Source organism: Micromonospora arborensis (assembly GCF_003205615.1).
GTDB lineage: Bacteria > Actinomycetota > Actinomycetes > Mycobacteriales > Micromonosporaceae > Micromonospora > Micromonospora arborensis.
The window spans coordinates 258,758-281,893 of record NZ_PYBV01000014.1 but is presented as its reverse complement, the minus strand read 5'-3'; the positions used below and the strand labels follow the sequence as shown (position 1 = coordinate 281,893).

The 23,136-nt window shown below is 72.3% G+C and carries 20 protein-coding genes and 1 riboswitch; of the genes, 9 read left to right on the top strand and 11 right to left on the bottom strand.

The genetic code is table 11. The annotated features are described in order from the left end of the window. Positions 1 to 59: 59 nt before the first annotated feature. Positions 60 to 1,424 (bottom strand): AI-2E family transporter, encoded by a 1,365-nt coding sequence (locus C7C45_RS12720; protein WP_244200352.1) that lies wholly within the window; start codon positions 1,422 to 1,424, stop codon positions 60 to 62. Positions 1,425 to 1,530: 106 nt separating this feature from the next. Between C7C45_RS12720 and C7C45_RS12715 the strand changes: the two genes are divergently transcribed. After that, positions 1,531 to 1,869, top strand: a complete 339-nt coding sequence (locus C7C45_RS12715) for a GroES family chaperonin (RefSeq protein WP_110563819.1) — start codon at positions 1,531 to 1,533, stop codon at positions 1,867 to 1,869. A gap of 93 nt (positions 1,870 to 1,962) precedes the next feature. Beyond that, the gene (locus C7C45_RS34035) at positions 1,963 to 2,130 is read left to right on the top strand and encodes a hypothetical protein (RefSeq protein WP_167454707.1); all 168 of its coding nucleotides are present in this window, start codon (positions 1,963 to 1,965) and stop codon (positions 2,128 to 2,130) included. 24 nt (positions 2,131 to 2,154) lie between these two features. On the opposite strand, the gene C7C45_RS12710 is transcribed toward C7C45_RS34035, so the two are convergent. Continuing rightward, the gene (locus tag C7C45_RS12710) at positions 2,155 to 3,633 is read right to left on the bottom strand and encodes a PrsW family intramembrane metalloprotease (protein ID WP_110563818.1); all 1,479 of its coding nucleotides are present in this window, start codon (positions 3,631 to 3,633) and stop codon (positions 2,155 to 2,157) included. Between the two features lie 23 nt (positions 3,634 to 3,656). Then, positions 3,657 to 3,777, top strand: a riboswitch (SAM riboswitch). Positions 3,778 to 3,847: 70 nt separating this feature from the next. Here C7C45_RS12710 and C7C45_RS12705 point away from each other — a divergent pair. Then, entirely contained in the window at positions 3,848 to 5,098 is a 1,251-nt protein-coding gene (locus tag C7C45_RS12705; protein WP_110563857.1) for an aminotransferase class V-fold PLP-dependent enzyme, read from the top strand. Between the two features lie 58 nt (positions 5,099 to 5,156). Here the strand turns inward: C7C45_RS12705 and C7C45_RS12700 are convergent, their stop codons facing one another. After that, the gene (locus C7C45_RS12700) at positions 5,157 to 6,392 is read right to left on the bottom strand and encodes an FUSC family protein (RefSeq protein WP_110563855.1); all 1,236 of its coding nucleotides are present in this window, start codon (positions 6,390 to 6,392) and stop codon (positions 5,157 to 5,159) included. Positions 6,393 to 6,496: 104 nt separating this feature from the next. On the opposite strand from C7C45_RS12700, the gene C7C45_RS12695 reads away from it, so the two are divergent. After that, positions 6,497 to 7,162 (top strand): HD domain-containing protein, encoded by a 666-nt coding sequence (locus tag C7C45_RS12695; RefSeq protein ID WP_167454706.1) that lies wholly within the window; start codon positions 6,497 to 6,499, stop codon positions 7,160 to 7,162. Here the strand turns inward: C7C45_RS12695 and C7C45_RS12690 are convergent. Continuing rightward, a complete protein-coding gene (locus tag C7C45_RS12690) occupies positions 7,125 to 7,418 on the bottom strand; it encodes a DUF4031 domain-containing protein (protein ID WP_110563817.1) in 294 nt (97 codons plus the stop codon). The genes C7C45_RS12695 and C7C45_RS12690 overlap by 38 nt on opposite strands. Positions 7,419 to 7,486: 68 nt before the next feature. Between C7C45_RS12690 and C7C45_RS12685 the strand changes: the two genes are divergently transcribed. Continuing rightward, positions 7,487 to 8,887 carry an FAD-binding oxidoreductase gene (locus C7C45_RS12685; protein WP_110563816.1) on the top strand — a complete coding sequence of 467 codons (1,401 nt, stop codon included), beginning with the start codon at positions 7,487 to 7,489 and terminating at the stop codon, positions 8,885 to 8,887. Positions 8,888 to 8,909: 22 nt separating this feature from the next. On the opposite strand, the gene C7C45_RS12680 is transcribed toward C7C45_RS12685, so the two are convergent. Together C7C45_RS12680 and C7C45_RS12675 are read right to left on the bottom strand one after the other, a co-directional pair. Continuing rightward, entirely contained in the window at positions 8,910 to 9,443 is a 534-nt protein-coding gene (locus tag C7C45_RS12680; RefSeq protein ID WP_110563815.1) for a hypothetical protein, read from the bottom strand. Between the two features lie 88 nt (positions 9,444 to 9,531). Then, positions 9,532 to 11,349: a glycerol-3-phosphate dehydrogenase/oxidase gene (locus C7C45_RS12675; RefSeq protein WP_110563854.1), complete on the bottom strand. Its 1,818-nt coding sequence runs from the start codon at positions 11,347 to 11,349 to the stop codon at positions 9,532 to 9,534. A gap of 271 nt (positions 11,350 to 11,620) precedes the next feature. On the opposite strand from C7C45_RS12675, the gene C7C45_RS12670 reads away from it, so the two are divergent. From C7C45_RS12670 to C7C45_RS12660, 3 genes are all read left to right on the top strand, one after another. After that, positions 11,621 to 14,197 carry a S8 family serine peptidase gene (locus C7C45_RS12670; RefSeq protein ID WP_110563814.1) on the top strand — a complete coding sequence of 859 codons (2,577 nt, stop codon included), beginning with the start codon at positions 11,621 to 11,623 and terminating at the stop codon, positions 14,195 to 14,197. 49 nt (positions 14,198 to 14,246) lie between these two features. Further along, positions 14,247 to 15,182, top strand: coding sequence for a GNAT family N-acetyltransferase (locus tag C7C45_RS12665; protein ID WP_110563813.1), 936 nt, complete (start codon positions 14,247 to 14,249; stop codon positions 15,180 to 15,182). 86 nt (positions 15,183 to 15,268) lie between these two features. After that, entirely contained in the window at positions 15,269 to 15,517 is a 249-nt protein-coding gene (locus tag C7C45_RS12660; RefSeq protein WP_110563812.1) for a hypothetical protein, read from the top strand. 56 nt (positions 15,518 to 15,573) lie between these two features. Here the strand turns inward: C7C45_RS12660 and groL are convergent, their stop codons facing one another. The 3 genes from groL to C7C45_RS12645 form a co-directional block, all read right to left on the bottom strand. Continuing rightward, positions 15,574 to 17,196, bottom strand: a complete 1,623-nt coding sequence (gene groL / locus C7C45_RS12655) for a chaperonin GroEL (RefSeq protein ID WP_110563811.1) — start codon at positions 17,194 to 17,196, stop codon at positions 15,574 to 15,576. A gap of 273 nt (positions 17,197 to 17,469) precedes the next feature. After that, positions 17,470 to 18,384: a hypothetical protein gene (locus C7C45_RS12650; RefSeq protein ID WP_110563810.1), complete on the bottom strand. Its 915-nt coding sequence runs from the start codon at positions 18,382 to 18,384 to the stop codon at positions 17,470 to 17,472. Between the two features lie 226 nt (positions 18,385 to 18,610). Further along, a complete protein-coding gene (locus C7C45_RS12645; protein WP_110563809.1) occupies positions 18,611 to 18,814 on the bottom strand; it encodes a cold-shock protein in 204 nt (67 codons plus the stop codon). A gap of 236 nt (positions 18,815 to 19,050) precedes the next feature. Here C7C45_RS12645 and C7C45_RS12640 point away from each other — a divergent pair, with 236 nt between their 5' ends. Next, positions 19,051 to 19,581: a GNAT family N-acetyltransferase gene (locus C7C45_RS12640; protein ID WP_110563808.1), complete on the top strand. Its 531-nt coding sequence runs from the start codon at positions 19,051 to 19,053 to the stop codon at positions 19,579 to 19,581. 510 nt (positions 19,582 to 20,091) lie between these two features. Here the strand turns inward: C7C45_RS12640 and paaN are convergent. Further along, positions 20,092 to 21,765, bottom strand: a complete 1,674-nt coding sequence (gene paaN, locus C7C45_RS12630; RefSeq protein ID WP_208641143.1) for a phenylacetic acid degradation protein PaaN — start codon at positions 21,763 to 21,765, stop codon at positions 20,092 to 20,094. Positions 21,766 to 21,815: 50 nt separating this feature from the next. Next, entirely contained in the window at positions 21,816 to 22,835 is a 1,020-nt protein-coding gene (locus tag C7C45_RS12625) for a GNAT family N-acetyltransferase (protein WP_110563805.1), read from the bottom strand. Between the last annotated feature and the right edge of the window lie 301 nt (positions 22,836 to 23,136).

The window sequence follows — 23,136 nt, the reverse complement described above, 5'->3', positions numbered from 1 at the left end:
CAGCGCGGCGCGGGCGGCGCGGCCCGGGCGGCGCGGCCCGGGCGCGCGGCGACGGGGTGCTAGGGGGCCTGGGAGGCGACGACCACGGCGTCGGGCGGGGTGTCCGGGACCCTTCGAGCGGCAAGCCGGCGGATCGCGGTGTTCAGCACCGCGATGAGCGGCACGGAGACCAGCGCGCCGGTGATGCCGGCGAGTACGACACCGGCGGCGATACCGATGATCACCGCGAGCGGGTGGAGGGCGACCGCCCGTCCCATGATCAGCGGTTGGAGCACGTGCCCCTCGATCTGTTGCACACCGATCACCGCGCCCAGGATGATCAGCGCGGTGACCGGGCCGCTGTCGACCAGGGCCACCAGCACCGCCACACCACCGGAGAGCGCCGCACCGACGATCGGGATGAACGCGCCGAGGAAGACCAGCGCGGCCAGCGGGAAGGCGAACGGGACGTCGAAGATGACCAGGAAGATGCCGATGCCGACCGCGTCGATGAAGGCCACCAGCACTGTCGCTCGGACGTACGCGCCGAGCGTGTGCCAGGAGGCGCGGCCGGCGTCGTCGACCTTCCACCGGGCGGCGACCGGCAGCAGCCGGACCAGGAAGCGCCAGATCCGGTTGCCGTCGCGCAGGAAGAAGAACGTGGCGAAGAGCACCAGGAGCGTGCCGGTCAGCACCTCGGCCAGCGTCGCGGCGGTGCTCAGTGCCCCGCTGGTGAACTTCGAGGTGTTGTCGTTGATCCAGGCTTGCGCCTCGTCGATGTAGCGGTCGAGCTGTTTGTCGGAGACGTGCAGCGGGCCCGTCTTCAGCCAGTTCTGGATCTGCCGGACACCCTCCGAGGACTTCGCGCTCAGCTCCGGCACACCGCGGATGAACTCGTTGACCACCAGCGTCAGCGTGCCGATCACCGCGGCCAGGCCGCCGACCAGCACCACCGCAGTCGCCAGCGAGCGGGGCAGTCGGGCCCGCAGCAGCCAGCCCACCGCCGGCGCGAGCAGCGCGGAGAGCAGCAGCGCGATGGCCAGCGGAATGATCACGATCTTGATCGTGCTGACGATCATGAGCAGGGCCCAGGCCACCACACCGATCACGATCAGTCGCCAGCCCCACGCGGCGGCGATCCGCAGCCCGTGCGGGACGTCGGCGTCGTCCCGGCTGGTGGTGGAGCTGTGCAGGTCCACCGGAGCTTCCGCGCCGTAGACCGTGGCGCTCGTCGGCGCGGTCGGCCCCGGCACGGCCGGCGACGCCACCCGGGCCACCTCCGACACCTCGCTCAACTCTTCGGTCGACGTGCCCTCGTCGACGCGCGCCGACTCCTTCCGCGACTGGTAGGCGCGGCGGAGCCGCCCGCGTACCCGCTCGAAGCGGCTCAAGCGCACCTCCTGGCAGAAAAACCGGTCCGCCCACGACGACAGGTCGGACAGCATACGTCCGTTCCCGACACCGTAGGGCAGTTCCGCCACACAGTGCCCTGACCACCTCCGGCGTAACCACCGGCAGGCCCGCCGTCGGCGACACGGTAGCGTCTGCGACGTGACCGCCGACAACGATCTCGACACCGGCCTGCCGATCCGCATGCTGCACGACCGCGTGCTGGTGCGGATGGAGGGCAGCGAGGGCGAGCGGCGCTCCACCGCCGGCATCGTCATCCCGGCGACCGCCGCGGTCGGCAAGCGCCTCGCCTGGGCCACCGCGGTCGGGGTGGGGCCGAACGTCCGCGCCATCGTCTCCGGCGACCGGGTGCTCTTCGACCCGGACGACCGCTCCGAGGTCGAGCTGCACGGCCGTGGGTACGTGTTGCTGCGGGAGCGGGACGTGCACGCCGTGGCCGCCGAGCGGATCGAGAACGACCCCACCGGCCTCTACCTCTGACGCGCCTCCCCCGACCACCAGGCCCGGCTCCGCACCGTTTGCCCCGGCGCACGACGGGAAGCCATCCGGCGACCGTGGCCCTGGGGAGGGACGATGCCAGTATTCGTCAAGAAGCTGCTGACCTGGGGCAGTGTCGCGTTCCTGATCTACTTCATGGCCTTCCGGCCGGACGGCGCCGCGCAGATGTTCAAGGCGATCGGGGCTGCGCTGATCGCCATGTTCCAGGGCTTCGGTGACTTCCTCACCACCCTGATGACCTGAACCGGCCAGCCGGGGCGCCGACGGTCAGGGGTGACCCGGCGGCCACGGCGCCGCCGGGCGCAGGCCGGGCCACCCGGGCGGGGCGTATCCCACCGGAGGCGGAGCAGGGGCCAGCACCACCGGGATCGGCACCACCGGCTCGTCCGGCGCAGCCACCGGACGCTGCGTACCGTCCGGGAAGCGCAGGTGGTAGCGGCTGCCGTCCCAGACCCCCGTCGGGGCCTGCGGGTCCCGACCGACGAAGAACGACCGGTACGCGCTGATCGCGTCCAGCAACTCCCGCTCCTCCCGCGCGGTCCGCTCCTGGTCGGCGGGCTTACGGTCCAGCCCGCGCAGCGTCCCGTCGCGCAACAGGGCCAGCCGGGTGGCGGCGGACTGGTAGCCGCGCATCGCCCGCACCCCGGCGTCGCCGGCCACCCGCCGGGCCCAACTGCGGGCCGCGTGCCGCCGGCCGAGGCTGCTCAGCGCAGCCACCTCGGGTGGGCTCAGCCAACCGGCGCGGACGTAGTCGGGCAGGGTCCGCTCGGTGAGTCGCCCCTCCCAGGCGCGCAGCCACACCGCCAACCCCACCGTGCCGAAGAAGACCGGCACCATCAGGCCCAGGAAGCCGTACAGCATGATCAACGCTTCGCCGGTGGCCTGGGTAAGCGTGGGCAGCAGGTTCCACGTGCCGTGCAGCATCATCGCCAGCAGCAGGCCGGCGATCGGGGCGAGCACCCGCACCCTCCGGTCGGCCGTCCGCGCCGCGATGCCCAGCCCGATACCGGTCATCGAGGTGAAGAGCGGATGGGCGAACCCGAACAACAGGATCCGCAGGATGAAGATCGAGATCACCTGCTGGATGCCCGTCACCGGGCCATAACGGTCGGCACCGGACGCGTAGCCCAACCCGCCCAGGTAGAGGATGTTCTCCACCATCGCGAAGCCGACCGCGGACAGCCCGCAGTAGACCAGGCCGTCGGTGATCCCGGACCACTCCCGCCGGCGGAACACCAGCAGCAGGATCGGGCCCAGCGCCTTGGTCAACTCCTCGACGAACGGCGCCACCAGCACGCCGGTGAGCGCGTCGGGCAGCCCCCAGTCGGCGAACCGCCCGGCGGCGAAGTCGTTCACCGTGAGCGAGGCGGCGGTGGAGACGAACGCTCCCCAGGCGAAGCAGAAGACCAGATACTTCAGCGGCTCCGGTTCGTACCGGTCCAGCCAGAGGAAGCAGGCGACCAGCACCGGCACCGGCAGAATGGCGGCGGCCACGCCGATCAGCAGAGCCTGCGCGCCGAGCGACTGGCCGAGCGTGAAGACCATGAAGACCGCGCAGGCGGCGATGAAGAGCACCACCCCGGCCAGCACCAGGAACCGTCGCCAGCCCAGTCGGCGCAGCGGCATCCGGGGCGCCTCGCCGACGGACGGGGCCGTGGGTGCGGGCGACGACGGCAGAGGTGAACCGGGCGGGGTGTCGGCCATGCGGTCAGCGTAGCCATCCGCTGCCGGCTGGTCCTGGCGCATCGGTAGCCGCTATGCTGCCGACAGGTCACGAGTGCCAGCGTTCAGCCCCGGCTTGCTGGCCGGCAACCCTCGTCGAGTTCGCGGTGGGGTGCCCCGGGTGATGACCGGGCCCAGCCCGATCGGTGTGCTGGGCAAGCGCGGACCCCGTCCGACCAGTGCACCCGGGGTCCCTGACCCCGGAGGTTCCGGCGTGCCCGTCACCCTTGTCCCCTCGCTGCCCACCCGCTTCGACGCCACGCGCACGCCGGCCTCGTCGCGGCCGCTCGACGTCCTCGGCGTACCAGGCGAGATCAACCTGGACTACGCGGCCAGCGCACCGTGCGCGCAGGCCGCCGCCGACGCGGTGGCCGAGCTGCTGCCCTGGTACGCCAGCGTGCATCGTGGCGCGGGCGCACTGTCCCGGCGCTGCACCCTCGCCTACGAGCAGGCCCGGCAGACGATCGGCGACTTCTTCGGCGCCCGCGCCGACGATCACGTGATCTTCACCCGCAACACCACCGACGCGCTCAACCTGCTGGCGCGGGCACTGCCGGCCGGCACGACAGTGGTCACCTTCGCGGGCGAGCACCACGCCAACCTGCTGCCCTGGCCGCGCGGCTCGGTGCGGCTGCCGGTGCCCACCGACCCCGCCGGGGCGGTACGCGACCTCGCCTCCGCCCTCAGCGAGCTGCGTCGGGGCAGCAGCCCGGCCCTTCCGGTGCTGGTCGCGGTGACCGGTGCGAGCAACGTGACAGGTGAGCGGTGGCCGGTCGCCGAGCTGGCCCGGGTGGCTCACCGGCACGGTGCCCGGATCGTGCTCGACGCCGCGCAACTCGCCCCGCACGCCCCGGTCGACCTGCTCACCCTCGACGTCGACTACCTGGCCGTGTCGGGCCACAAGCTGTACGCGCCGTTCGGTGCGGGCGTGCTGATCGGGCGGGCGGACTGGTTGGATGTCGCCCCGCCGTACCTGGCGGGTGGCGGCGCCACCAGCCGCGTCGGTCCGGCGACCCATGACGTGACCTGGACGACCGGTCCGGCACGGCACGAGGGTGGCACCCCGAACCTGCTCGGCGCGGTGGCGCTGGCGGCCGTGTGCACGGCGCTCGGCGACGCCGACCGAGCCGCGCTGGCCGCCCAGGAGCAGGCGCTGCTGGCCCGCCTGCGGACCGGCATCGCCGCCCTGCCGCACGTGGTGGAGCTGCGTACCTTCGGCCCGGACGCACCCCGGGTCGGCATCGTCTCGTTCGTGGTCGCCGGCTGGGATTCCGCCGACGTGGCCGCGCGGCTGGCCACCGAGCACCGGATCGGCGTACGCGACGGGTTGTTCTGTGCCCACCCGCTGGCCCAACGGCTGCTCACCGAGGCGGCGGGGCGTACCGGCCGGCGGGACCTGCCGCCGACGGCGCTGCGCGCCAGCATCGGCCTGGGCAGCACGGCCGCACAGGTGGACCGGCTGCTCGCCGCGCTCGCCGAGCTGGCCTGAGCGCGCAGCGCTCCGTCGCTGGGCTGAGCGCGCAGCGCCGAGGTGGGCTGGGTCCTGCTCAGCCCACCGGTGGGGCGGTGGGTGGTTTCGGCGCCTCGTTGGGCCCGGCGGGTTCACCGACCGGTCGTTCCTGCTCTCCGAAGGCGGTGCGGATCCACCGGTTCGCCTCCTCCTGCTCGATCCCGGAGGCCACCAGCAGGTCGCTCGCGGTGGTCCGGATCTGGGCGACGACCACGCTGCCGGAGAAGCCGACCCCGGCACCGTACGCCCGGCCGGCCTCGCTGACCGCGCGCAGCGACCGCTCCCGGGCCTTCTGCGGCTCCTCACCGGCGGCGAACTCCTGCTTGAGCAGCCGGACCGACTCGGCGAGGTGACCGATCGCGTCCGGCATCGGATCGGGCACCGGCTCCTCGTCCTCGATCAGCGTGACGGACCGGCGGATCAGCGTGCCGGTGTTGCGCATCGCCCGGTCGATCGGGTCGGCCGCCTCCGCGTAGTGGATCAGCTCGCCCCGGCGGTGCCAGCGGGCCGGGGAGAGGGTGGAGGTCTCCTTCGCGCCCTCGATCGCCTCGGCCAGCGTGTTCAGCTCGTCCTTGTTGTTGCGCAGCCGATCCAGGGCCCGCTGGACGCTCGCCCGGTCGCGGCTGCGCAGCCCGTCGGCGGTGATGTCGAGCTGGGTGGCGAGCAGGTCCAGCGCCGGCCGGGCGGCCCGGTTGATCACCCGGAGCGGGTTCAGCGGCAGCAGCACCGCCGTGACCAGCAGCGCGACCCCACCACCGAGGAAGGCGTCGACGAAGCGTGGGATCTCCAGATTCTGGGTGGAGGGGCTCAGCGTGACGATCAGCACCGCCGTGGCCGCCGCCTGGATGACGATCGCCACACTCGCACCGGCGAAGATCGTGAGCAGGATCGCCACCGTGACCACCAGGCCGAGCTGCCACGCCCCGGTGCCGAGCAGGTAGATCAGGAAGTCACCGATGGCGACGCCGATCCCCACCCCGGCGATCAACTCCACGGTCCGGCGGAACCGCTGGCCGACCGACGCGGCCAGGGTGCCGACCGCGGAGATCGGCGCGAAGACCGGTTGCGGGTTGCCGAGCACCTTGTGCGAGATCAGGTACGCCACCCCGGCGGCCAGCCCCGCCTGCACGGCCAGTCCGCCGGCCATCCGTACCCGGTGCAGCCGGTCGTGCAGGGTGGCGCGACCCCGATGGCGCAGTTGTTCGGTGGCTTCGGCGATCCGCGCGCCGTCGATGTCCACCAGACCCTCGCGCAGCGCGGTACGTCGCACCATCGGAGGTCGGTTGTCCCGGGCCACGGCCATGGGCGCGACTACCCGTGGGTGGCCGGCTGAATCCTCCCGTGCCGTGCCGCGAAGCGATACGGCAGACTCGGCTGGTGGTTGATCTGTTGGATCGATGGCGGGTGGCGGCCCTCGGCGCCGGTGCGCGGCCGGACGCGGAGTCGACCCGGGCCGGGGAGCAACTCCTCACCCGGTGGCGGGAGCCGCACCGGCACTACCACACGGTGGCCCACCTGACGGCGGTGCTGGACGTGGTGGACCAGCACGCCGAGCTGGCCGACCGGGTCGACGTGGTCCGGTTGGCGGCCTGGTGGCACGACGCCGTCTACGACCCGCGGGCCGCCGGCGACGCCAACGAACGGGACAGCGCTGCGCTGGCCGACAGCGTGCTCACCGGACTCGGGGTGCCGGCGCCCACGGTGGCCGAGGTACGCCGGCTGGTGCTGCTCACCGCCGGGCACGAGGTGGCGCCGGGTGACACCGACGGCGCGCTGCTCTGCGACGCGGACCTCGCCGTGCTTGCCACGTCGCCGGCCGCGTACGAACGCTACGCGGCGGCGGTCCGACGGGAGTACGCCCATGTGCCGGAGCCGGCCTTCCGGGCCGGGCGGGCCGCGGTGCTGACGGGACTGCTGACGCTGCCCGCGCTGTTTCGGCTGCCGCCGCTGGCCAGCCGCTGGGAGGTGCCCGCCCGCGACAACGTACGTCGTGAGCTGGCCGCGCTCACCGAGCCGACGGCGGGGCCGGCTGACCTGCGCTGACCAGGTGCTTCGGGCGGCGCAGGCCGGCCTCGCGGAGCAACCGGACCAGCTCCCGGCTCGGCACCTCCTGGGCACCGAGCCACACCGCCGCGGCGAACCGGTCGGCCGGGATGTCGTAATGGTCCCGGTCGAAGCCGCGCCGGGGGGCGCCGAGCGCCTCGGCGAAGGCGTGCAGTTCGGCGTACGAGACGTCGCTGATCAGGTGGGACCAGAGCCGGCCGCGCCACGGCCAGACAGGCCGGTCCAGGTAGAGCATGCTGCCAAAGCTATCCCGCACAGTCGATCATGTTGATGATCGGCAGCCGCCGACCTAGCCTCGGCTGCATGGCCCCCACCAGTCTCCTCGACGACCTGCGCGCCGCGCTCGGCGCCGACGCCGTGCTCACCGACCCGGATCTGCTGCGGATGCACCAGCGGGACGAGGCCGACCTGTGCGCCGCCGGCACCCCGCTCGTGGTGACCCGCCCACGCAGCACCGAACAGGTGGTCGCGGTGGTCCGGGCGGCGGCGCGGCACGGCGTACCGGTGGTGCCGCAGGGCGCGCGGACCGGGCTGGCCGGCGCGGCGAACGCGGTGGACGGTGCGGTGGTGCTCAGCACCGTCGCGATGGACGAGATTCGGGAGATCGACCCGGTGAGCCGGATCGCGGTGGTTCAGCCGGGGGTGGTCAACGCGGCGCTGGCCGGGGCGGTGGCCGAGCAGGGGCTCTGGTACCCGCCGGACCCCGGCTCCTGGGAGTCGTCCACGATCGGCGGCAACGTGGCCACCAACGCCGGCGGGATGTGCTGCGTGAAGTACGGCGTGACCACCGAGTACGTGCTCGGCCTGGAGGTGGTGCTCGCCTCCGGTGAGGTGCTGCGCACCGGTCGGCGTACGGCCAAGGGGGTGGCTGGTTACGACCTGACCCGGCTCTTCGTCGGCTCGGAGGGCACCCTCGGGGTGATCACCGAGGTGACCGTGGCTCTGCGCCCGGCACCGGCCGAGTCGCTGACCCTGGTGGCGGTCTTCGGATCCACCGCTGCGGCCGGCGCGGCGGTGGCCGAGATCGCGGCTCGTGGGCTCACCCCGAGCCTGCTGGAGTTGCTCGACCAGACCCACCTGCGGGCGATCGAGGCGTACCAGCCGATGGGGTTGCGGACCGACGCGCAGGCCCTGCTGCTGGCCGCCGTGGACACCGGCGCCCGGGCCGCCGAGGACCTGGCCGGCCTGGCCGAGGTGTGCGAGGCCGCCGGGGCGGACGAGGTCTACGCGGCCACCGACGCGGTGGAGGCGGCAGCGCTCCTGCAGGCCCGCCGGCTGGCCCACCCGGCGATGGAGAAGTTCGCCGCCGACGCCTACCCGGGCGGCAACGGCGGCCTGGTGATCGACGATGTGGCGGTGCCACGCGGCTCGCTCGCGGCGCTGCTGGACGGGGTGGCCCGGATCGCGGTGGAGTGCGAGGTGCCGATCGGCGTGGTGGGGCACGCCGGGGATGGCAACATGCACCCGAACATCGTGGTCGACCGGGCCGACCCGGCGAGCGTGCAGCGGGGCCGCCGGGCGTTCGACGAGATCATGCGGCTCGGCCTGGACCTGGGCGGCACGTGCACCGGAGAACACGGGGTGGGGCTGCTCAAGCGGGACTGGCTGGCCCGGGAGATCGGCCCGGTCGGCGTCCGGGTGCACCAGGCGATCAAGTCGGCTCTGGACCCGGCCGGCCTGCTCAACCCCGGCAAGGTGCTCTGACCAGCGCGGCGGCGCGGTGTGCTCAGCCGACGATCTCGGCCGGGGTCGCCTGGGTGAGCAGCAGCAGGATCTCTCCCGCGACCCGTGTGCGCTCCTCACCCGGGCAGTCCTGCGAGGTGATCAGGCCGGTCGAGGTGAGCAGGCTGGACGTGAGCGCGTCGATGCAGGTGGTCCGGTACGTCCGCGCCTGATCGGTCTCGGTGGCCAGCGCCGGGTCGGCGAGCAGCACCTGGAGCCGTTCGACCAACTCCGGGGCGAGGGTGCCCCGGGAGGTGACCCCGTCGCCGGCGCAGTCGAGGCACTGCCACGCGCCGTCCCGCTCGACGCTCAGGGTGCGCAGCGGGCCGTCCGCGCCGAGCCGCTGAAGCAGGCTGACCTGGCCGGCGGCGACCGTGGTGGGGATCTCCAACTGCGCTCCGCCACCCGCCGCGGCGGACGGTTGCGCCACCGACGTGCCCCCCGCGTCCCGGTCGAGCAGCGAGCACCCGGTCAGTGCACCGACGAGCGCGGCGGCGAGGACGGGTAGCAGTAGACGAGAGCGCGCGCGGGGTAGCACGCGCGGAAACCTACCCCACCGTAGGTAGCGACCGAAACCACCATCCGGGCCACTATCGATAGTTACCGCTTGGTAACGTTCCAAATCGTCATCGAGCGGACGGACGCAGCTTCGCCTGGTCGTCGTCGCCACCCCGGTCGGCCGCGTAACCCCGCACGTCCGGGGCACCGAGCCGGGCCGCGTCCGCCGCGGCGTCGTCCGGCATCAGCTGGGACTGCCGCTCCGCCTCCACCCGGGCCCGGTAGTGCTCGACCTCGCGTGCCCGGGTGGCCGCGTCCCAGCCGAGCACCGCGCCCATCAGCTCGGCGGTGTGCTCCGCCGACTCCAACCCCCGGTGGCTGGTCTCGAACGAGATCCGGGTCCGCCGGGTCAGCACGTCCTCCAGGTGCAGCGCACCCTCGGCCCGCGCCGCGTAGGCGACCTCCGCCGCCAGATACTCCGGAGCACCGGCCAGCGGGGACGCGAGCAGTGGATCCGCGTCGATCAGCGCCAGCAGGTCCAGGGTGAGGGTGCCGTACCGCTCCAGCAGGTGCTCCACCACGCCCACCGGCACGCCGTGCCGGCGGGCCAGGTCGGCCCGGTCCCGCCACATCGCCGGATACCCGTCGGCACCGAGCAGCGGCAGGTCGGCGGTACGCGACGACCTGCCGCCGCCGAGCCGACGGACCGCACGGTCGACGACGTCGGAAGCCATCACCCGGTACGTCGTGTACTTGCCGCCGGCCACCAGCAGCAGCCCGAGCATCGGCTCGAAGACCGCGTGCTCACGGGAGAGTTTCGAGGTCGAGTCGGCCTCGCCGGCCAGCAGCGGCCGCAGCCCGGCGTACACCCCCTCGATGTCCGCGGTGGTCAACGGCCGGTCCAGCACCGTGTTGACCTCCCGCAGGAGGTAGTCGATGTCACTGGCCGAGGCGGCCGGGTGGGACCGGTCCAGCCGCCAGTCGGTGTCCGTCGTGCCGATGATCCAGTGCCCGCCCCACGGGATGACGAAGAGCACCGACTTCGCCGTACGCAGGATGAGCCCGGTCTCGCCGGTGATCGCCGAGCGGGGCACCACCAGGTGCACCCCCTTGGAGGCGCGCACCCGGACGCCGGGCCGCAGGCCCACGTCGTTGAGCATCCGGGACATGTCGTCGCTCCACACACCGGTGGCGGCGATCACGGTACGGGCCTGCACCTCGAACTCCGCGTCCGGTGAGCCCGCCGGCGCCTCCAGGTCCCGGACGCGCACACCGGTCACCTCGCGGGCCTGCCGGATCAGCCCGACGGCGCGCGCGCTGCTCACCACCGTGGCACCGAGGCTGGCCGCGGTGCGGGCCAGAGTGACGACCAGACGGGCGTCGTCGACCTGCCCGTCGTAGTAGCGGATCGCCCCGGCCACCGCGTCGGCCCGCAGGCTCGGAAAGATCCTCCGGGCGCCTTCGCGGGTCAGGTGCCGATGCAGCGGCATGCCCCGACCACCGCCGAAGAGTCCGGCGAAGGCGTCGTAGGTGGCCACGCCCGCGCCGTAGTACGAGCGACGGAAGATCCGGGCCGGCAGGTCGCGGATGCCCCGCCCGGCCGGCAGCGGCACCAGGAACGGCACCGGGCGCACCAGGTGCGGCGCAAGCCGGGTGGCCAGCAGGCCGCGCTCGGTGAGCGCCTCGTGCACGAGGTGGAACTCCAACTGCTCCAGGTAGCGCAGGCCACCGTGGATGAGTTTGCTGGACCGGCTGGAGGTGCCCGCCGCGAGGTCGCGCGCCTCGACCAGGGCCACCTTCAGGCCCCGGGACGCCGCGTCCAGGGCTGCGCCGGCACCGGTCACCCCGCCGCCGATGACGAGTACGTCGAAGCGCTCGGCGCGCAGTCTGCGCAGGTCGGACGCACGGCGGACCGGCGAGAGCTGACCGGCGACGGATCGGGACACATTGGGGTCACGCACGCGTCCACCGTAACCGTCGCGCCAGCGTGTCGACATTCGCCGCCCGCCCCGTACCGCACCTACCGCCGTTGCCGTCGACCCGTTGGGGCGAGTCACCGCCGACACGATGACCAGTTGCAGCCTCCGCTGCCATCTCTTGATCAAGTGATGAAAAGTAGGTGCCAGCGGCGCTTCTGACCTACTTTTCATCACTTGATCACCGCACGTCACGTCGACGCCGGTCCGAATCTGTTCATCGTGGTCGTAAGGTTCTCGGATGCACGGTCAGCCTGCGCACCCCGAAGTCAGCGACCGAGGTTCCCCGTGGCCGGTGGTCGCGGCCGTGCTGGTCGGCTGCTGGACGGTTGCGATCACCGTGGCCACCCAGACCGGTGGCTGGGTCACCGATCAGGTGCTGCTGGGCTTCGGACGGGACCGGGTCGGCTGGCTCTGGCCGGTGCTCGGCCTGGCCACCGTCGTGCTGGTCGGCACGCCCGCACTGCTGCTGGCCGTCCTGCCCCGGTCGACCACGGTCCGGGCCACCGGGCGGCTCTGGCTGCTCGGGGCACTCGCCCTCGGGGTGCTGACGCTGCTGCGGGTCGTGCCGCCGGTGCACCACGAGGCGTACCTCGCCGCGCTGGCCGGCGCGGCGTTGCTCACCGCACTCGCCGTGCGCTGGTCGACGCGCCGGTGGGCGTACCCCGGGCCGGCTGGCGCGGTCGACGGCCCGGCACCCACCGGAGACGACGACGCGACCCGACCCGAGGCCGCCGGGCAGGGCGACGCGACCCGACCCGAGGCTGACGGGCAGGGCGACGCGACACGACCCGATGCTGACGGAAACCCGGAGCGGGTCGGACGCCAGTGGGGGTTGCGTCGGCTCGGCCCGGTGCCGCTGCTGGCGATCGCCGCCGGGTTGGCGCTGCTGCTGCCGTGGGCCTGGCTGGGCGCGCTCGGCGGGCTCCTGGAGACGGCGCTCGCACTACTGGCGGCCGCCGCGCTCGGTGTGCTGGCCGCCACGCTGCTGGATGCCAGCTTCTGGTCGGGGTTCGCGGTCGGTCGGCCGCCCCGGCCGGCCCGGCTGGTGCTGGTCGGAGGCCTGGTGGCCGGGGTGGCGCTGCTGCTGCTCGCGGCCGGCAGCGGCCAGTCCGGCGCGCAGTTGCCCGCGCTGCTGACCCTGCCGCCGACGGGTTTCGCGTTGGCCGCGCTCTGGGCCGCGACCTGGCGTCCCACCGCCGACCCGGCCGACGCCACGCGCGCCGGCCGCGCGGCCACCGGCTGGCTGGTGGGCCTGGCCGCACTCGGCCCACTGGCCTTCACCGACCCGGAAGAGATCACCCTGCTGCTGGTCGGCACCCGGGACGTCCCGTTCTGGGTGGCGGCCGCCGCCGGCACCGGGCTCGCCGTCGCGGTCCTGGTCGCCATCGGGTACGCGGTGCTGCTCGCCCGGCCGACGGCAGGCACCCCGAGCCGCCGGGTCGCAGCGGTGGCGGCCATGGTGCTGCTGGTGGCGTTCGGCGTGGTCGACCTCGGCCCCGGCCAGCCGGGCCTCTACGGCGAGCGGCTGCTCGTGGTGCTGCGCGCGCAGGCCGACCTGAGCGGTCTACCCACCGGCGCACCAGGTCGGGCCGGGCGGGACGCCCGCGCGGCGGAGGTCTACCGGCGGCTGGTGACGACCGCCGAGCAGAGCCAGGCGGACCTGCTCCGAGGGCTGACCCGGCTGCGACTCGACCCGGTCTCCTACTACCTGGTGAACGCGGTCGAGGTGGACGGCGGTCCGGCGGTACGGGCCTGGCTCGCCCGCCGACCGGAGGTGGCCCGGGTGCTGGTCAGCCAGCGCCTGCGGCCGCTGCCAGCCCCGGCCGGGCAGAGCCGGGGCAGCGCACCGCCGCCGAGTGGGCCGGAGTGGAACATCCGTCAGATCGGTGCCGACCGGGTGTGGTCCCAACTGGGGGTGACCGGCACGGGCATCGTGGTCGGCAGCTCGGACTCGGGAGTGGACGGCACCCATCCGGCCCTGCGAGCCGGGTTCCGTGGCGGGGACGACTCCTGGTACGACCCGTGGGACGGCAGCCGGAACCCGACCGACAAGGGCGGGCACGGCACCCACACGGTGGGCAGCGCGGTCGGGCGGGACGGCATCGGGGTGGCACCGGACGCGCAGTGGGTGGGCTGCGTCAACCTGGACCGCAACCTCGGCAACCCGGCGCACTACCTGGACTGTCTGCAGTTCATGTTGGCGCCGTTCCCGACCGGCGGCGACCCGTTCACCGACGGCCGGCCGGAACGCGCCCCGCAGGTGCTGACCAACTCGTGGGGCTGCCCGCCGATCGAGGGCTGTGACCGGGGCGTACTGCGGCCGGCCACTGCGGCGCTGGACGCCGCCGGGATCTTCGTGGTCGCCGCGGCCGGCAACACCGGCCCGTGGTGTGCGTCGATCGACGACCCGCCCGCGCCGTACGCGGACGTGTTGACCGTGGGCGCGGTGGACGCGCAGCGCCGGGTGGCCGAGTTCTCCTCGCGGGGGCCGGTGCCGGGCGGCACGGGCAAGCCGGACGTACTGGCACCGGGGGTGGGTGTGGTGTCGGCGATGCCGGGCGGCACGTACGCGGCGCTCGACGGCACCTCGATGGCGACCCCGCAGGTGGCCGGGGTGGTCGCGCTGATGTGGTCGGCGAACCCGGCGTTGGTCGGTGACGTGAGCCGCACCCGGCAGATCCTGCGGGACACCGCCACGGCAGCGACGCCCACCTACCGTTCCAGCAACCCGAGCGACGCCTGCGGCGGCCCGTCGAACGTCACCGGCGCCGGCCAGGTCGACGCCTTCGCCGCCGTCCGGGCCGCCCAGCGGTGAGGATGGGCGGGAGTGCGGACCGGCACCCGGTGACCTAGGGTCGGCGACCATGGACGCCGAGATCATCGTCACCGAGCTGACCCCCGACCTGGCTCCCGCTGTGGTCCGGCTCTGTGCGCAGGCCCTCGACCTCCCCGAGGACGCGGCCGAGGCGGCCCCCATCGTGGACGTGCTCTGGCCCCGGGCCGCCGCCGACCGACCGGTGGTCGGGCTGGGCGCGTACCGGGGTGCGGATCTGGTCGGGGTGCTGCTCTGTTCGGTGTCGTCGACCGAGCCGGGCAGCGGGCACGTGGACCTGGTCGCGGTCCTCCCCGAACACCGCCGCCGGGGCGTCGGCCGGGCCCTGCTCCACCGGGCCGAGCGCGTTCTCGCCGAACGCGGGGTGACCGAGGTGCTGCTGGCCGGGAACCCGCCGTACTACGCGTGGCCGGGCATCGACGTCCGCTACACCCCGGCGGTCTGCGCCGCGCTCGCGTTGGGCTACCAGCAGGACCGGACCGCCTGGAACATGACCGCGGACCTGTCGTACGACGGGTCGCCGGCACTGCGATCCACCGAGGCCGCCGAGCGGCGGCTCGCCGACCAGGGCGTCACCGTACGCCGGGCGGAGCCGGCGGACCTGCCGGCGCTGGCCGCGTTCGCCCGGTCCACCTTCGGTGGCGCGTGGGACGGCGAGCTGGCCGGGTCGGTGGGTCGGGCCGGCGCCGGCTGCCACCTGGCGGAGCGGGACGGCGAGGTGCTGGGCTTCGCCGCGTACGGGTCGTCCCGGCCGAGCTGGTTCGGGCCGATGGGCACCGCGCCGGCAGCCGAGGGGTCGGGCATCGGTGGGGTGCTGCTGCGGCGTTGCCTACGGGACCAGCAGGCGGCGGGGTTGGACCAGGCACAGATCGGCTGGGTGGGGCCGGTGCCGTTCTATTCCGGCAGCGCGGGTGCCCGGATCGAGCGGGTCTTCTTCCTGTACCGGCGGGAGGTCGGGACACAATAAGGGGCGAACGGGACACTGGTCCAGATAGCGCCGTTCGCCCGCACCGGCCATCGACGCCCCCTACCGTTTCGGTAGAGGAGGCAGCCATGACCACGGATGACGACAAGACCGAGGACGGCCCGCCGATCACCTGGAAACCGGTCGGCGAACTCCCCGGCCAAGTGCCGTTCGACCGGCTCGACTACGGCGACGCCGAACAACTTGCCGAGATGACCGCCGACGACTCGCCGTCGGTGGTCGAGGAGCCGCAGGAGATGGTGGACGCGCCGATCCAGCTGCTTCCGCCGTACGACCGGGCGCACAAACGGCGCAACCAGCGCCCACTACCGACCTGACGACGAACGGGGCGGACCGCGTCAGCGGCCCGCCCCGTTCTGTGTCGGAACTGGACTCAGAAGTCCATGTCCCCGCCACCCGGGCCAGCCGGGGCAGCCGGGGTCTTCTCCGGCTTGTCCGCGACAACGGCTTCGGTGGTGAGGAACAGCGCCGCGATGGAAGCGGCGTTCTGCAGCGCCGAGCGCGTCACCTTGGCCGGGTCGATGATGCCCGCGGCCAGCAGGTCGACGTACTCGCCGTTGGCGGCGTTGAGGCCGTGACCCGCTTCGAGGTTACGGACCTTCTCCACCACGACGCCGCCCTCGAGGCCGGCGTTGACGGCGATCTGCCGCAGCGGGGCGTCCAGCGCGACCTTGACGATGTTCGCGCCGGTCGCCTCGTCGCCGACCAGGTCGAGCTTGTCGAAGGCGGTCTTGCCGGCCTGCACCAGCGCGACGCCACCACCCGGGACGATGCCCTCCTCGACGGCGGCCTTCGCGTTGCGAACGGCGTCCTCGATGCGGTGCTTGCGCTCCTTGAGCTCGACCTCGGTGGCCGCGCCGACCTTGATGACCGCAACGCCACCGGCCAGCTTGGCCAGCCGCTCCTGCAGCTTCTCGCGGTCGTAGTCGGAGTCGCTCTTGTCGATCTCGGCCCGGATCTGGTTGACCCGGCCCTGGATCTGCTCGGCGTCACCGGCACCGTCGACGATGGTGGTCTCGTCCTTGGTCACGACGACCTTGCGGGCGCGGCCCAGCATGTCGAGGCTGGCGGCGTCGAGCTTGAGGCCGACCTCCTCGCTGATGACCTGGCCACCGGCGAGGATGGCGATGTCGGTCAGCATGGCCTTGCGGCGGTCACCGAAGCCCGGCGCCTTGACTGCGACCGACTTGAAGGTGCCACGGACCTTGTTGACCACCAGGGTGGCCAGGGCCTCGCCCTCCAGGTCCTCGGCGATGATCAGCAGCGGCTTGCCCGACTGCATGACCTTCTCCAGGATCGGGAGCAGGTCCTTCACCGACGAGATCTTGCTGTTGGCGATCAGGATGTACGGGTCGTCGAAGACGGCCTCCATACGCTCCGGGTCGGTCATGAAGTAGGCCGAGATGTAGCCCTTGTCGAAGCGCATACCCTCGGTGAGCTCCAGCTCCAGCCCGAAGGTGTTGCTCTCCTCGACGGTGATGACGCCTTCCTTGCCGACCTTGTCCATCGCCTCGGCGATGATCTCGCCGACGGTGGTGTCACCAGCGGAGATGGAGGCGGTGGAGGCGATCTGCTCCTTGGTCTCGACGTCCTTGGCGAGCTTGGACAGCTCCTCCGAGACGCTCGCGACCGCAGCCTCGATGCCCCGCTTCAGGGCCATCGGGTTGGCGCCAGCGGCCACGTTGCGCAGGCCCTCGCGAACCAGGGCCTGGGCCAGGACGGTCGCCGTCGTCGTGCCGTCACCGGCAACGTCGTCGGTCTTCTTGGCGACCTCCTTGACCAGCTCAGCGCCGATCTTCTCGTACGGGTCCTCGAGCTCGATCTCCTTGGCGATGCTCACACCATCGTTGGTGATGGTGGGGGCACCCCACTTCTTCTCGAGCACGACGTTGCGGCCCTTGGGGCCGAGGGTCACCTTTACGGCGTCGGCGAGCTGGTTCATGCCCCGCTCGAGGCCGCGGCGAGCCTCTTCGTCGAAAGCGATCATCTTGGCCATACGGCGTTGTCCTCCTGGACACTCACGGGCCACCCGAGTTTGTGTGCCCCGGATGGGCCGCCTGGTGTGCGCACCTTGGGACGTCGCCACCTGGCGACGGCGACGTCCTTCGGCCGGGCCGGATAGCCCGCGACGACCGGCCATGTGCCGCCCCGGTGTCTCCACACCGGCGCAACCTGGCCCCACCGTCCCGACCATTGGCACTCACGGTATGCGAGTGCCAATGACTTGTTTAGCACTCTCCCCTGCCGAGTGCAAGCACGATGGGGCCGCTCAGCCGAGTTCCGCGGCCAGTCCGGCAGTGTTCACCGGCGCCTCATGGGCCCGCTGCTCGGTGTACGTCACCAGCAGACCGATCAACTGAGCGAGGTGGGCCGGCAGGGCCAGCACCGCAGTGACCCCGATCACCGCCACCGCCCCGGCCGCCGTACCCGGCGACGCGAGCGGATCCGTACCGAACGCGGAGGTGCCCACCCCCTCCAGTGCCCCCGGAATCAGACTGCCGACGATCACCGCCAGCGCCACCAGGGCGACCCGACCGAGCAGCAGACCGAGCCGGTCGTGGAACATCCGGAACGATCGGCCGATCGGGTCGCGGCGTTCGAAGAGATAGACCGGGCCGGCCATGCTCAGCGCGAACGCCAGGTAGATGCCCGGCAGCACGCAGAGGCAGAAGCCGACGCCGACGAGCACGCTGATCAGCATGGTCCAGCCCCACAGCCCGAGCGCCCGACGGAGGCCGTAGCGCAGCGCCGAATCAAGGTTGCCCGGCTGACCGGCCGCCTGCTGGGTGATCACCCAACTGCCGGCGGCCCATCCGACGGCCTGCACCAACCCGATCACCAGGCTCCCGCCGACCAGCACGACGATGATGCCCAGCAGGTCGGCGACGAAGTTGTCCGGCAGCACGATCGTCGGATCCGACTCGGCCTGGGCGGCCCACTTCGCCGACGGGTCCAGGCCGAGGGAGATCACCGAGAGCACCGCCGCCGGCAACACCTGGGTGAGCAGCAGGATGGGCACCAACTGCCGCCAACCCCGGCGCAGCGCTCCCCCACACCGGTCGAACCAACCGCCCAGACCGGCACCGGGGGGAGTGACCAGTGGGTCGTACGGGTCGAACCCGTAGCCCGGCGGGTACCAGCCGACCGGCGACGGATACCACGGCTGTCCGCCATAGGGACCCATCCCGGGCTGCCCGCCATCCGGGACCCATCCGGGTGGCCCGCCGTACGGAACCATCCCGGGCGGGTAACCCCCGATAGGCGGCGGGGTCGGGTCGGACGGACCCGACTCACCCGGCCCGGAGGGTGGAGTGGGCGGGGGCGGCTGGTCGGTCATGAACGCTCCTCAGCATCGGCTGGAACGGTTCACGATCTTCCCGGCTCCGGGCCCGTGTCGCAGCCCCCGAAGCTCAGGCGATGACGCGTACGTGCTCGGCCTGCGGGCCCTTCTGCCCCTGGGCGACCTCGAACTCCACCCGCTGACCGTCGTCCAGTGCCTTGTAGCCGTCCATCTCGATTGCGGAGAAGTGAACGAACACGTCCTGACCGCCGTCGACGGCGATGAAGCCGTAGCCCTTTTCGGCGTTGAACCATTTCACGGTGCCCTGTGCCACGGTGCACTTCCCTCACTTCGCGCGGCGTTGCCTGACCCGGCGCACGGCGCGGCCGGGCGCCTCGGATCACCGCCCCAGCGATCGATGACCGCCATTGAAGCAGGTGACCGGAATCGCACGTTACACGAGGAGTGACGAGCGCGCACGACCACAAATCGGGCACCGTTCTGACCGCTGCGGCACCGCCTCCACCAGTGCTCGGCAAATGGTGTCCGACCCTGTGGTAGGCATGCGGCATGACCACCGATACCGGCTCAGCCGCCCTCCGGCAGGCGCAGATCCGCCGGGTCCGGCCGGAGGACGCCGCCCGGATGCGGGCGCTGCGCCTGGAGATGCTCGCCGACGCACCGTTGGCTTTCCTGGAGACCCTGGCGGACGCGGCGGCCCGACCGCACACCGAGTTCGCCGCCCGGGTCGCGTACACCTCGGCCGGCCCCACCAACGCGCAGTTCATCGCCGATCCCGGCGGCCGGCTGGTCGGACACGCCGGCGGCACGGTCGCCCCGAACGAGCCCGGGCTGACCGTGATCTACGCCGTCTACGTCACGCCGGCCTGGCGGGGCGGCGGGATGCTCGGCGAACTGGTGGACGGGGTGGCCGCCTGGTCGCGGGCCTGCGGCCGGCCGGAGCTACTGCTGGAGGTGGTGGTCGGCAACGACCGCGCCTACCGCGCCTACCAACGGCTGGGCTTCACCGACACCGGCGTACGGGTCCCCCACCCCACGATCCCAGCCCTGACCGAACTACAAATGCGCCGCACGGCCTGACCCGAAGAACCACCGTGCCGCGCCGGCCGTAATGATCGCGCTGCAACCAGGATGCCAACGCCGTTGCGTTAGGGCTGTGATCGGCGGGTCAACCCGTGCTGGACAACGGGGCTCCCTGGTGGATCAGGTGGTGAGAGAGGTTCGCGCCGATCTTGCGGTTGTGGTTGTCGACATGAGATGGAATGCCCCTTGTGTCGGGACAGGAAGTGCAAGATCGCGGGGCGAGACGACGCTGGTTGACGAACAGCCGTTCCGCCTAACGCAACGGCGTTGACCAGGATGCAGTGGTAACCCTCCACCCGGAGGGCACTACATCCTGGATCGAGCACGATCATGTGGTGAGAAAATGCGCCGGGGCCCGACACGTCCGCGACCACCGCGCCCACAAAGGGTTTCCGGGGCAGCCCGACCCGCGCAGGGATCAAGCCTGACCGCCCGGAGCGGGTCGGGCTGCCCCGGAAACCCCAACCACAAGGGGCGGGCTGCCCCGGAAACCCCAACCGCAACCAATCAGACGTGCCGCCGAGACTGCACAACCCGGAACCGATTAGCCACATAAGCCCCATCGGTCAACGCCGAGTTCGCCGCCGCGTTCGCGCCACTGCCGTGGAAGTCGGAGAACGCCGCCGACTGGTTCACGAAGACCCCGCCGGTGAGGTTGCAGGACAGGTGCACCCCGACCTCGACCGCCACCGCCTCGGTGGCGTCCAGCACGGCCTCGTCGGTGGAGTAGACCCCCGCGGTGAGCGCGCCCTTCTCGCCGACCGTGCGGCGCAGCAACTCCAGGCTGTGCGCGGTGGAGTCGGTCGCGATGGCGAACGAGATCGGCCCGAACCACTCCCGGCCGTACGTCTCCGCGTCGTCAGCGGTCAGCTTCACGATCGTCGGGGTACGCACCACCGCGTCGGCGTACGCCGGGTGGGCCACGGCCCGCGACTCCAGCACCGGCTCGCCGACCTTGGTCACCTCGGCCAGCCGCTCCAGCACCCCGTCGTTGACGATGGCGCCGGTCAGCTCCACGCCTCGGGCCGGGTCCGCGGTGAGCTTGCCGACGGCCGCGGCGATCCCGCCGGCCACCTCGTCGAAGCTCTTGTGCCCCTGGTCGGTCTCGATGCCGCCGGCGGGGATGAGGATGTTCTGCGAGGTGGTGCACATCTGACCGCTGTAGAGGGTCAGCGTGAAGCCGAGGTTGCGGCACATCCCGGCGAAGTCGTCGGTGGAGTCGATGACGACCGTGTTCAGGCCGGCCTTCTCGGTGTAGACCGACGCCTGCCGGGCGTGCGTCTCCAGCCAGTCGCCGTACTCGGTGGAGCCGGTGAAGTCGACGATCTTCACGGCACGGTGCAGGGCCAGGTCGCTCGCGAGCTTCTCGCCGGGGGCCTCAGCCGCCAGCATGATCAGGTTCGGGTCGAAGCCGGCCTCGGCGAGCACCTCCCGGGCGTACTTCACGGTGATGGCCAGCGGCAGCACCGCGCGCGGGTGCGGCTTGACGATCACCGGGTTGCCGGTGACCAACGAGGCGAACAGCCCGGGGTACGAGTTCCAGGTCGGGAAGGTGTTGCAGCCGATCACCAGCGCCACCCCACGCGGCACCACGTGGAACGTCTTGGTCATCCGCAGCGGGTCACCCTTACCGGCGGCCTTCTCCCAGCCGGCCGTCTGCGGGTGCCGGGTCATCTCGGCGTACGCGTACGCCAACGCTTCCAACGCCCGGTCCAACGCGTGCGCGCCACCGGCCTGGAAGGCCATCACGAACGCCTGCCCGCTGGTGAACTGCACCGCGTTGGCCAGCTCGAAGATGTGCTTGTGCAGCCGGTCGAGAATCTCCAGGCAGACGCCCACCCGGGCCTGCGGGCCGGCGTCGCGCCAGGCCGGCAGCGCGGCGGAGGCGGCGTCGATCAGCTCGCCGGGGCCGGCATGCGGGTAGCGCACCGCCAGCTCCACCCCGAACGGGCTCGCCTCGGTGGCGACCCGAGCGCCAGCGCCCGGCTGGTCGAGCGGAAAATCACCACCGAGGTACGCCTCGAAGGCGGCCTTGCCGTCGGCGGCGGCGGTCTCGCCGTACACCCGGGGGCTGGGGGACTCGGGATAGGCGGACCAGTAGCCCCGCTCCGTGATCGCGGTCAGCGCGCGGTTGAGGGTGTCGGCGTGCCTGTCGTACAGGGGATGCGGGGTCTCCGTCATGTCCGCCATCATGCCTGAGCACCCGGAGTGAGCAGTAGCGCCAATACCTGTCAGAGGGTGAGCTGCCAGTCGGTCCAGGCGTCCACCGGGCGGAAGCCGAGCTGCTCGTTGATCGCCACCATGTAGCTGTTGCTCGCCGCGTTCCAGGTGTCGATGACGCGTACCGCCGGTTCGTGGGTGAGCAGGTGGTGCAGGTTCTCGGCCTTGGCGATGAGGCCGAGCCGGTGCCCACGGTGGGCCGGGTCGACGATGGTGATCTGCTGGAAGGCGTGCCAGTCGGCGGAGGGGCCGACGTCCAGCAGGGTCCAGGCGACCAGCCGACCGGTCGCCTCGTGCCGCATCCCGAGGTGGTAGCGCCGCCGGCCCCTGGCGTCCAACGCGCGTTCGTTGCCGCGGATGCGTTCGGCGTCCACCTGCTCCGGTTCCCACTGCACATCGCCCATCGGCGCGTCCATGAGCAGCCGGCCGTCCAGGTAGGCGATGTCCGCCACGTACTCCTGCGGGGTCGTCCCCTGCCAGCAGACCGACCGGTAGCCCTCGGCCCGCGGCCGGGCCTCGGCCAGCGCCGCCCGCAGCGCGACCCGGTCGATCTCGTTGACATCGAGCCGACGACGCACCTCGGCCAGGGCGGACTGAGCGCCGGTCGAGGCGGCGAACGCGTCACCCGCGACGCTTCGGGCGGGCCCGCCGGGCAGCGCGGAGACGGCCATCGCGACCACCCGCTTGCGTCCGTGCTCCCGCAGCAGGCGCAGCCCGTACTCGTGCAGTGCCCGGCCGACGCCCCGCCGCCGCAGCTCCGGATGCACCACCAGGTCGGCGGTGGCGTTGTCGGTGTTGTCGAGCTGTGGCAGGTCCATTTGGAGGTAGCCGGCCGGCACGCCGTCCAGTCGGGCCAGCGCCCAGAGGGACCGGGTGCCGGGCATCGGTGTGTGGAACACCGCGTCGAACCGCCGCCGGCAGAAGGGCGGCAGGCCCGGCAGATCGGCGTCGTTGGCGGCCGCCCCGATCAGGTACGCCTCGTCGACCGAAGCCCGGTCGGCGCCGTCGAACGACGCGATCGTGATGCTCATGCCGCCGAGCGTGCGCCCGGAAAAGCGATCGGGCCAGCGAATTATTCGCTGGCCCGATCGAACGTGGTCGGGAGGGACACTCGCACAACGCCTCCGGCGTTGGGTCGCAAGAACTTCAAAAGTCTTCGGCGAAATGCCCTCCCGCACGGAGCATCTTGCGCCGTCCGGTTCCTGCCGTCAAGTACAGAGCGGCGGGTTTTCCACACTCACAGCGAAATCCCAGTCACCGGGTGGCTCTTTCCCCACGCGACCCCGATCGAGCGCATGATCCACTCCAGTTCGCCGATGCGGCGGTGTCCGG